Source organism: Acidimicrobiales bacterium (genome assembly GCA_035531755.1).
GTDB lineage: Bacteria > Actinomycetota > Acidimicrobiia > Acidimicrobiales > UBA8190 > DATKSK01.
On sequence record DATKSK010000015.1, the window covers coordinates 23,759 to 33,851 of the forward strand.

7 protein-coding genes are annotated in these 10,093 nt (G+C 74.9%); 1 reads left to right on the forward strand and 6 read right to left on the reverse strand.

Translation table 11 applies throughout. From position 1 onward, the window contains the following. Nucleotides 1-12: 12 nt before the first annotated feature. The 4 genes from VMV22_03245 to VMV22_03260 all read right to left on the reverse strand — a co-directional run bounded on the left by VMV22_03245 (nt 13) and on the right by VMV22_03260 (nt 6,462). Nucleotides 13-858 (reverse strand): DegV family protein, encoded by an 846-nt coding sequence (locus tag VMV22_03245; GenBank protein ID HUY21335.1) that lies wholly within the window; start codon nt 856-858, stop codon nt 13-15. 43 nt (nt 859-901) lie between these two features. Further along, nucleotides 902-3,349, reverse strand: coding sequence for a murein biosynthesis integral membrane protein MurJ (gene murJ / locus VMV22_03250; protein HUY21336.1), 2,448 nt, complete (start codon nt 3,347-3,349; stop codon nt 902-904). Beyond that, the gene (locus VMV22_03255; GenBank protein ID HUY21337.1) at nt 3,346-5,742 is read right to left on the reverse strand and encodes a DUF6049 family protein; all 2,397 of its coding nucleotides are present in this window, start codon (nt 5,740-5,742) and stop codon (nt 3,346-3,348) included. Before VMV22_03255 ends, murJ begins: the two co-directional genes overlap by 4 nt. Before the next feature lie 78 nt (nt 5,743-5,820). Beyond that, nucleotides 5,821-6,462, reverse strand: coding sequence for a TIGR03085 family metal-binding protein (locus VMV22_03260; protein ID HUY21338.1), 642 nt, complete (start codon nt 6,460-6,462; stop codon nt 5,821-5,823). 84 nt (nt 6,463-6,546) lie between these two features. Here VMV22_03260 and VMV22_03265 point away from each other — a divergent pair, with 84 nt between their 5' ends. Further along, nucleotides 6,547-7,938: a CCA tRNA nucleotidyltransferase gene (locus tag VMV22_03265; GenBank protein ID HUY21339.1), complete on the forward strand. Its 1,392-nt coding sequence runs from the start codon at nt 6,547-6,549 to the stop codon at nt 7,936-7,938. A gap of 57 nt (nt 7,939-7,995) precedes the next feature. Here VMV22_03265 and VMV22_03270 read toward each other — a convergent pair whose 3' ends face one another. Together VMV22_03270 and VMV22_03275 are read right to left on the reverse strand one after the other, a co-directional pair. Further along, the gene (locus VMV22_03270; GenBank protein HUY21340.1) at nt 7,996-9,093 is read right to left on the reverse strand and encodes an inositol-3-phosphate synthase; all 1,098 of its coding nucleotides are present in this window, start codon (nt 9,091-9,093) and stop codon (nt 7,996-7,998) included. Continuing rightward, nucleotides 9,090-9,857: a PadR family transcriptional regulator gene (locus VMV22_03275; protein ID HUY21341.1), complete on the reverse strand. Its 768-nt coding sequence runs from the start codon at nt 9,855-9,857 to the stop codon at nt 9,090-9,092. Before VMV22_03275 ends, VMV22_03270 begins: the two co-directional genes overlap by 4 nt. Nucleotides 9,858-10,093: the final 236 nt, after the last annotated feature.

The window sequence follows — 10,093 nt, forward strand, 5'->3', positions numbered from 1 at the left end:
CGCCGTCACGGCTCAGCGACGGGCGGTGATGAAGCACACGCCCACCGAGCGCGGGCCGGCGTGGCTCCCCACCACCGGGCCGAGGTCCCCGAGGACGAGCTCGTGTTCGGTCCGGGCGCGCGTGACCAGGCGGAGGACCTCGTCGATGTCCGGGGCCACGCCGTTGGCCACGCCCAGGCGCTCGAGCGGCCCCGCGTCGACCGCCTTGTTGGCCAGGTACTGCAACGACCGCGACCGCGTGCGTTGCTTCGACTCCACCTCGACGACGCCGTCGCGCACCTCGATGACGGGCTTGATCGAAAGGAGGGAACCCATGAGGTGGGCGGCGCCCCCGATGCGCCCGCCGCGTTTGAGGTAGTCGAGGCTGTCGACGACGCCGTAGACGTGGGTGCGCCCCTTCATGTCCTCGACGGCAGCGGCGATGTCGTCCAGGGAGACGTCCTGGTCCGCCAGGTCGGCGGCCGCCAGTGCGAGGAGCCCCTGGCCCATGGTCACGCTCTGCGTGTCCACCACGCGCACGGGGATGCGGTCGGCCACCGTGTCGGCGGCCGTGCACGCCGCCTGGTACGTGGCCGACAGGCCCGACGAGATCGTCACGCAGACGACACCGCGGTGCCCGGCGGCGGCGGCGTCGAGGAAGGCCTGCTGGAACGCCCCCGGTGACGGGGCGGCCGTCTCGGGCATGTCCGGGCCGGTGACCACGCGGTCCCAGAACTCCTTGGCCGACAGCTCGTCGCGGTCGACGAGCTCCTCGGCGCCGAAGCGGATGGTGAGCGGGACGACGCGCACGTCGTGCTCGTCGGCGGTCGCCGGCATCAGATCGCACGCGCTGTCGGTCACGACCTGGATGCTCGCCATCGGTCCTCCCTCGTTCGGAGCGCTCGGCTCACCGCCGAGTCTGCTACAGGCCGGGGCCGTCGTGGGGCGACCGGCCCGGCTCCGGCGGGCGCGTCGGGCCGAGCCGGGTGGGCCGTAGGGGCGGGCGCCCCGCGGGTGGCAGCGGTACGGGTGGCGGGGGCGCACCCGGCCGGCGGCGGCGGACCACGACGGGCCGGGGGCGCGGCGGGTGGCCACGGCCGTCGGGCTGCGGCCGGCCACCGGCGCGCCGGGCATCTCCGTCGCGGCTCCGACCGTCGCCCCCCCCGCCGCCGCCCCCCCCGCCACTGCCGCCACCAGGGCCGATGCCGCCGACTCCCCGCCCGCCCCCCGCCCGACCGCCACCACCGCCCCCGCCCCCGCCGAGGCGGGCACGGCGCCGCCGCCTGGCGGCACGTTCGGCCAGTCCGCCCGCGGCGAGCACGTAGGCCCCGGCCCCGGCCCCCGCGCCCAGTGCCACCCGGCCGAGCAGCCCGAACGTGGTCTCCGAGCCCGACACGTTGCTGCCGAGCGCCGACGCCACCACCAGTGCGCACGTGGCCAGCAGGACGTGGCCGAGCGGCCCGCCCACGAGGTCGCCGCCGAGGCCGTGGACGCGTGAGCGCACGAACCCGAGGGCGACGACCGCACCCACCGAGTAGGCCAGGCTGATCGACAGGGCGATGCCGCGCACGCCGTAGTGGCCTGCCAGCGCCACCGCCAGCACGATGTTGACGACGTTCTCGAAGGCGTACAGCCAGAACGCGGCGCGCAGGTCCTGCACGGACTGCAGCACGCGCACCGCGTACAGGAAGACGCAGAACCCGGGTAGGCCGAGGGCCAGCATGGCGAGCGCCACCGCCGTCTGCGCCGTCGTGCCGTGCGCGGCGCCGTGGCCGAGCACGAGCGCCACCAGCGGCCGTGACAGGATCACCTCGCCGGCTGCGGCGGGGATGATGATGGCGAGCATGGCGCGCAGCCCCGTGCCCATGCGCCGGCGGAACGCCACGAAGTCGCCCCGCGCCCAGTGGGCGGTGAGCTCGGGCGCGGTGGCGCTCATGATCGACACCGCCACGACGCCGTAGGGGAGCTGGAAGAAGATGTAGGCGTACGTGTAGGCGGTGACGGCGCCCGTGCCCACCTTCTCGGACAGGGCGAGAACGACCACCAGCGCGATCTGGTTGGTGACCACCAGGCCGAACGTCCACCCCGACAGGCGCAGGATCGTCCGCACGGCGTCGTGGCGGAAATCGGGCTTCCAGCGCAGATGGAGCCCGGCGCGTCGGAGGCTCGGGATCATGAGGGCCGCTTGGGCCACGACCCCCGCCGTCGTGCCCAGGCCCAGCAGCAGCAGCTGGCCGGAGTTGTGGTCCACCCCGCCGACCGAGGCGTGGCGCACCGTCGTGCCGAAGACGAGCAGGACGACGATGAGCACCACGTTGTTGGCGACGGGGGTGAACATCGGCGCCCCGAACCGCCGGCGGGCGTTGAGCAGTGCGGTGCCCAGGCTGATGAACCCGTAACAGGTGAGCTGGGGCACGAACAGCCACAGCAGGTCCGTGGCCACCCGCCGTTCCTGGGCGGCCCCGGCTCCGTGGTTCAGCGACGTGGTGACGTGGACGAGCGGCGATGCCACCACCACGAACAGCAGCGAGGCTACGGCGATCACGATCATCGTCACGCTCACCACGGCGGAGACCGCGTCCCACGCCTCGTCCTCGGAGCGCGTGGTGAGGCGCTCCACGAACACCGGGACGAACGTCGCCGACAGGATCCCCCCGAGGACCACGTCGTGGACGATGTTGGGCATCGTGTTGGCGAGGTTGTAGGCGTCGGCCAGCTGCTTGGAGCCCAACGCGTAGGCGAGGGCGAAGATCCGCAGCACCCCCGTGGCCCGCGACAGGGTCGTGCCGACGGCCATGACGGCGGTGGCCCTGCCGACGTCCGGCCTGTCGCCGGCATCGGACACCTCGGGGACGACGACGCCGCGCCCCACGCGCCCGCTCTGCGTGGCGTCGTCGGCCTCGGCCACGGCCTCGGCCTCGACGCCGGCCTCGGCGATGGTGCCGTCCGGGCGTCCTGCGTCCTCGGTTTCTTCGGTCCCGTCCGTCCGTGCCGTCCCGTCGGTCCCGTCGGTCCCGTCGGTCCCGTCCGGATGGTCCGAGCGGGGCCCACCGCGCTCCTGGCCGGCACCGGCCACCGAGGTCTCACCGGTGCCCTCGGGACCGGTGTCGGTGTCGCCGGCGTCGTCACCGTCGGGGAACGCGCCGCTCACATTGCCCTGTCCGCCGCCGCGTCCCGGGTCGCCGGGTCCGGGGTCGCCGGGCCCGGGGTCGCCAGGTCCGGGGTCGCCAGGTTCCAGGTCGTCGTCGATCGGGAACACGTCGTCGGAGACGGCAGCCTCGGCCCAGTCCGCCAGGTCGGCCCGGCCGTCCCCGCGCTCGTCGCCCGCCCCCACCGCCCCCGTGCCGGTGGGACCGTCGGGCCCGGTCATGGCGCGCCTTCGGGTGCGGTGGTGTCCGCGCCGCTCTCCGGGTCACCGGCGCCCCCGGCGGCGTCGCGCGAGTGGGCCCCCCGGCGCCTCCACCGGCCCCGCCACAGCGTCCGGCCCCACCAGGCGGCGAGAACGAGCGCGGCACCGGCCGACAGGGCGATGGCGACGGCGGAGGTCGACATGGACCGCACGGTGAGCTGTCCGTTCGCCAGGACGAGGACTCCCTGCGGGCTCGACAGCGTCACGTCGACGCGGAAGTCGCCCGCGGTGCGCGACTGCATGCTGACGTAGACGGCGTTGGTGGCGTGGTCGAGCACGCATACCGACGAGAAGCTCGAGCGCCCCGCCGAGCTGCGCACCTCGGGCGCCCGGCACTGTCCCCCCGGCGACTGGGCGGACGCCCCCGGGAACTGGAGCTTGTCGCTCGTGAGCCGCACCACCACCGTGACCGGGTACGGCGCGTTGCGCACCACGGTGATGGGCACGCTGGCCGCCCCTGCGGTGAGTCGGATGGTGTCGGAGCGCACCGACAGCAGCTGCAGGCTCGCGTCGAGCGCCGACTCGAAACCGGCGACGGCCCGTTGCTGCTGGCGCGGCGTCAAGGTGCTCGCCTCCGCCGCCAGGAGGAGGTCGTCGAGGCCCTGGGCCGCCGCCGCCCCCGCCGCCGAGCCCGCCACCGCACTGGCGAATCCCTGCTGGCGCCCCCGCGCCCCCCGCAGGGCGCCCACGGGCAGGGCGGCAGGTGCGGCGGCCACCGGCCGGCGGGTGCTGGGCTGGTGGTCCACACCCACCGGGACCTGCTGGAAGAGCTGGTCGAGCGTCACCGGCTGGATCACGGGGTTGCCCTGGAGGCCCCCCAGGGCGGCCGACACGAAGGCGGCCTGGGGGGCCCACTCGGGCGGTGCCACCGCCACCACCCCGCGCGGTGCAGGGGTGCCCCCGGTGCCCCGCAGGTTGGGGGCCTCGTAGTAGATGAGCGACAGGTCCGCCATCAGTTGCGCCGCCGCCAGCGCCGGGTCGCTGCCGGCCCCGGCGGCGAGGTGGGCCCCGAGGCCCGGGTCCGAGACCGCGGCGGTGACCGATGCGCCGTGCCCCGAGGTCAGGGTGAACGGCTGGGAGGTGGTGAGCGGCCCGGTGGGCCCCGTCACCCCGGCCTGGGGGACGACCATGTGCCCGTCCACGGGCGCCAGCAGGTCGAGCGCGGCCTGGTCGAGGGGCGCGGCGGCCACCCACGTGCCCGTGGAGGCATGCACGCCCGTGCCCGTGGCGGCCAGCGTCTGGGCGGCTCGGCGGGTCTGCGCCCGCAGCTCGCCCGCCAGCCCGGCGTCGGCCAGGGCGGTGGCGTCGACGGGCACGTAGGACTGCGACAGCGTCTGCCGGGCGGGCGACGCCGCCAGGGCGGCCACGGCCGTCGTCATCCGGGCCCGGGCCGCCCCACCCAGGCGCCCGAGCGTGGCCGGGTCGGGGGCCAGGGTGAGGGGCACCTCTCCGGCGCCCGCGACCGCGTCCACCAGCCCTTGGAGCCGGGCGACGGCGGCGCTCGGGGGTGGGGCCACCCGACCGTCGGCCCCGGCCGTGGGTGGCGCCAGGCCGAGCGGGGCGACCAACGCCACGCGTAGCGGCTGGCTGGCGGGGGACGGGTCGTCGTAGACGAGGTAGGTGATGAGCTGTGCCCCCGACGCGCCGTCGGCGGACCGCGGCGACGAGGGGTCGTCGAGGGCGATCTTGACCGGGTAGACGTCAGCGCAGCTCCCCGGCTGGCAGCCGAGGTCGGCCGTCCAGTCACCGGTGTCGCTGGGGGTGGTGTCGCCCACGACGGGGATCGTGAGATGGGTGACCCCCTGGGCATCGGTGGTGAGCGAGGACACCGACAGGGCGGGCGACCGGGAGGCGACCAGGCCCAGGGAGCGCCCGCTCATCGTCTCGTCGAAGGCCGAGCGGCTCGTCAGGTGGTCGTAGACCGTGATCGACAGCTCGAGCGACGATCGGGCCGCGCCGCTCGCGATGCGCAGGTCCAGGGTGAGGTCCTGGTCGGGCGCGTGGGGCCCGACCCAGGCGGACTGGCGGACGAGCGTCAGGCTGTCGGTGGCGCGGCCCGAGGCTGCGGCCACGACCGGGGCCACCGGACCCGGGTCGGGTGTCGGGGCGTGCGCCGCCGGTGCCGCCCGACGCGGGACCGCTGCCACCGCGGCCGCGCTCGTCCCGAGCGAGCCGAGAAGCGCGGCGCAGGCCATGGCGGTGCCCCCGAGGCCGGTGGACCGCCGGGGGGTCGGGCGCCCCTGTCGCCAGACGCCGCGCCGCCGGACGCCGCGCCGCCGGACGCTGCGCCGACCCGTGTCGGGGGTGCGGTCACCGCCGCGTGCGGGAGCCATGCTCGCCTCGGTCCGGTCCACCTCGGCGTCGCAGCCTAATGGCCGCACCGGTGACGGCCACGGCCCGGCGCGGCACGCGCCGTGCCGACGGGCGCGGTCCTACAGGCCGAACCGGGCGGCGCGCAGCGCCGCCACGGCCTCGGCCGGCCCCCCCAGTTCCACGCGGGCGGCCGCGGTGCGCCCCGTCAGGAAGAGGACGATCTCGCCTGCGGTCCCGGTGAGCGTGGCGGGCGTCGGCCCCGGGCGGGCGTGGATGACCTCGCCGTCGGGTCGGACGAGGTCGAGGCCGGTCCCCTTGAGCGAGCGGGTCAGGAATTTGGCGCTGCGTCGCAGGGACTTCCACAGGGCGGCCTCCACCGGCGCGACCTCGGGGCCACGGCGCGGCGTGTCGTCTCCGCCGCCGCGCCGGACGTCCTCGTGGTGCACGAAGTACTCCGTCAGGTTGATGACGGCGTCGAACGGTGCGGTCCACGGGGGCGGCCCGCGTCGCACGCGCGCCACCAGCTCCTCGTAGGTGTGCGCCGCCTTGGTGCGCGCCAGGATGCGGGCCGTGAGGGCCGCCGCCGCGCCCCCCATGACGAGCCCGGGACCGGCCAGGGGGTTGCGCTCGCGGATGACGAGATGGGCGGCGAGGTCGGCGGTCAGCCACCCCTCGCACAGCGTGGGCGCCGAGGGGCCCACCGCCAGGAAGAGGTCGCACAGCGCGGCGCGCTCGGCACGCTGGGGTGGGAGACCGGCCATCTGTGGCGGACCCTAGGACCGGGGCCGGCGTACGGTCAACGCACGTCGGCGGGGCGCCGCGGCCCGGGCACTACCCTCGCACCGGTGATCCCCGAGCGGTTCCAGCCCCTGGTCGACGCCACCGCCGAGCTGGCGCGGCGCTTCGAGGGTGCCGGCCGGCACCTCTACCTGGTGGGCGGCTCGGTCCGCGACGCGTTCGCCCCCGACGCCGACCTGGCCGACAAGCGCGACTTCGACCTCACCACCGAGGCCCTCCCCGACGAGGTGGAGCGCATCGTGAAGGGCTGGGCCGACGCCGTGTGGCTCCAGGGCAAGCGGTTCGGCACCGTGGGTGCCGCGCACGGCGGCCTCGACTACGAGATCACCACCCATCGCGCCGAGGTGTACCACGCCGACTCGCGCAAGCCCGACGTCTCCTTCGGTGACTCCGTCGAGGTGGACCTCTCCCGGCGCGACTTCACCGTCAACGCCGTGGCGCTGCGCCTCCCCGACCTCGAGCTGGTGGACCCCTTCGGCGGGCTCGCCGACCTGGCCGCCGGCCGCCTGCGGACGCCGCTCGCCCCCGAGACCTCGTTCGCAGACGACCCCCTGCGCATGCTGCGCGCGGCGCGCTTCATCGCCGGGTTCGGCCTCGAGCCCGCGCCCGAGCTCGTGGCCGCCGTGCGCGCCATGCACGACCGGTTGTCGATCGTGTCCGCCGAGCGCGTCCGCGACGAGCTCGACAAGCTCGTGGTGGTGCAGAAGCCCTCACCGGGGCTGTGGTTCATGGTGGAGACCGGGCTGGCGGGCGAGTTCCTCCCCGAGCTCCCGGGCCTCGCCCTCGAGCAGGACCCCATCCACCGCCACAAGGACGTCCTGGCCCACACCCTGGCCGTCGTGGACAAGACGGGCCCCGACCGCCTGCTGCGACTGGCGGCGCTGCTGCACGACATCGGCAAGCCCCGCACCCGCGAGTTCGGCCCCGGTGGCGTGACGTTCCACCATCACGAGGTGGTCGGGGCGCGCATGACGCGCCAGCGGCTCAACGCCCTGCGCTACTCCCACGAGGACGTCGAGGTCGTCACCCGCCTCGTGGAGCTGCACCTGCGCTTCCACACCTACCGCCTGGGATGGACCGACCGCGCCGTGCGGCGCTACGTCCGCGACGCCGGCCCGCTCCTGGAGCGGCTCAACGAGCTCACCCGGTCGGACTGCACCACCCGCAACGCGGCGCGCGCCCGGGCGCTCGAGAAGCGCATGGACGAGTTGGAGCGCCGCATCGAGGAGCTGCGCGCCCAGGAGGAGATCGACGCCATCCGCCCCGAGCTCGACGGCCGGGCGGTGATGGCCCACCTCGGCGTGCCGCCGGGGCCGGTGGTGGGCGACGCCCTGGAATTCCTGCTCGAGCTGCGCCTCGACGAGGGCCCCCTGGGCGAGGAGGAGGCCCTGAAGCGACTGGACGCTTGGTGGGCCGACCGTCAGGCGTCGGCCGGCTGACGCCGTCGGACGAGCCCGGCGTCCCCGCTGGCCCGGGGTGGACCGGCGCCCGGGTGATCAGTCCTCGGGCCAGACCGGCGAGTCCTCGCCCGCGGCGAACGCCTCGACGAGCCGGTGGGCCTCGTCGTCGTGGTACTGCACCGGAGGCGACTTCATGAAGTACGCCGAGGGGCCCACCAGGGGGCCGCCGATGCCGCGGTCGAGGGCGATCTTGGCGCAGCGCACGGCGTCGATGATGACGCCGGCCGAGTTGGGCGAGTCCCACACCTCGAGCTTGAGCTCCAGGTTGATGGGCACGTCGCCGAAGTTGCGGCCCTCCATGCGGATGTAGGCCCACTTCCGGTCGTTGAGCCACGGCACGTGGTCCGACGGCCCGATGTGGACGTCATCGGCGGCGAGGACGAAGTTCTCCACCTGGCTCGTGACGGCCTGGGTCTTCGAGATCTTCTTCGACTCGAGGCGCTGGCGCTCCAGCATGTTCATGAAGTCCATGTTGCCGCCGAAGTTGAGCTGGTACGTCCGGTCGAGGGCGAGCCCGCGGTCCTCGAACAGGCGGGTGAGCACGCGGTGGACGATGGTGGAGCCGACCTGGCTCTTGATGTCGTCGCCGACGATGGGCACGCCGGCGTCGCGGAACCTGCGCGCCCACGTCGGGTCGCTGGCGATGAACACCGGGATGGCGTTCACGAAGGCCACGCCGGCGTCGAGGCAGGCCTGGGCGTAGTGGCGCTGGGCCTCCTCGGAGCCCACGGGCAGGTAGCTCACGAGCACGTCGGCGCGGGCGGCGCGCAGCGCCTGGGCCACGTCGACGGCCTCGGCCGGCGACTCCTCCACCGTCTGGCGGTAGTAGGTCCCCAGTCCGTCGAAGGTCGGGCCCCGCTGCACCGTGACGTCGAGGTGGCCCACCTGGGCGAAGCGGATCGTGTTGTTGTGGCCGGCGAAGATGGCCTTCGACACGTCCACGCCCACCTTGGCGGCGTCGACGTCGAAGGCGGCCACGAACTCGACGTCGTGCACGTGGTAGCCGCCCAGGGTGACGTGCATCAGCCCGGGGACGATGTCGTCGGGATCGGCGTCCCGGTAGTACTCCACGCCCTGGACGAGGGAGCTGGCGCAGTTCCCCACGCCCGCGATCGCGACCCGTACCGTGCTCATCTGGCTTCTCCCTCTTCCTCGACGATCGTGCGGCGGCGCGGGGTCCGCCCCGCCGCGCCGACCCTGTGTGTCGCCTGTGCCGTTGCTGCCTGTGCTGTTGTTGTTGCCACCGCCGGTGCCACCGGTGCGTTCACCGGTGGCACCCCGGCCGCCGCCTCCCGGGCGCGCTCGCGCTCGGCCTCGATGAGCCGGTCGAGCCAGGCGATGTCGCGCTCGGTGGACTCCGAGGTGTGCTCCATCAGCGATCGTGTGTACCGGTCGAGCCGGCCCTCGGCTCCGGCCACCGCCGCCTGGGCGTCGAGCAGGCGCTGTACCAGGTGGGCCCGGCGCCGCTCGAGGAGGCGCAGCCGGGCGTGCGGGGGCAGGTAGCGGGCGAAGGCGAGCCGCAGCCCGAAGCTGCGGGCGTCGTCGGCCCCGGCCGCGTGCTCGTTGTCGAGCAGCTCGGTGAACTGGCGCCGGCCCTCCTCGGTGATGCGGTACACCTTGCGGCTCCGCCGCCCGAGGGCGGGCCCGGCCCGCCGGGCCCGCAGCGCCGCCCGTTCGCCGCTCAGCGAGCCCGTCATGGGGACCGGGGGCGAGGCGCCCGGTCCCGAGTCCTCGGTGGCCTGCACCGCCCCGGCCCGCTCCAGGCGCGACAGTGCCGGGTACAGGGACCCGAACGACACGTTGGAGACCTGCCCCAGCTCGTCGCGCAGGCGCTTGCGGATCTCGTAGCCGTGCATGGCCTGGCCCTCCAGGAGGCCCAGGATGGCGAGCTCGAGCACTACCGGTCCCCGGGGGAGGCGGCGGGTTGGCCAGGCACGGATCGGTCGGGTGTGTACATCGTCAGATGTATCGTATCGATACATCGGCCCGCGTTCAAGTCGGGCTCCCGGGCCCGCCGGCCACCCGCCCCCGGGGCCCCGGACGGGCCGGGTGGTCGGGCGCGAAGAGTCGGCGATCCCGGGTCGAAAGCGGGCCGGCGACGGTACCCTTGTGGCGATGAGCTTCGGGCCGTCGG

Coding starts and splice junctions, on each gene's coding strand:
- VMV22_03270 (HUY21340.1), bottom strand. CDS start 9,093: ATGAGCACGGTACGGGTCGCGATCGCGGGCGTGGGGAACTGCGCCAGC.
- VMV22_03245 (HUY21335.1), bottom strand. CDS start 858: ATGGCGAGCATCCAGGTCGTGACCGACAGCGCGTGCGATCTGATGCCG.
- murJ (HUY21336.1), bottom strand. CDS start 3,349: ATGACCGGGCCCGACGGTCCCACCGGCACGGGGGCGGTGGGGGCGGGC.
- VMV22_03260 (HUY21338.1), bottom strand. CDS start 6,462: ATGGCCGGTCTCCCACCCCAGCGTGCCGAGCGCGCCGCGCTGTGCGAC.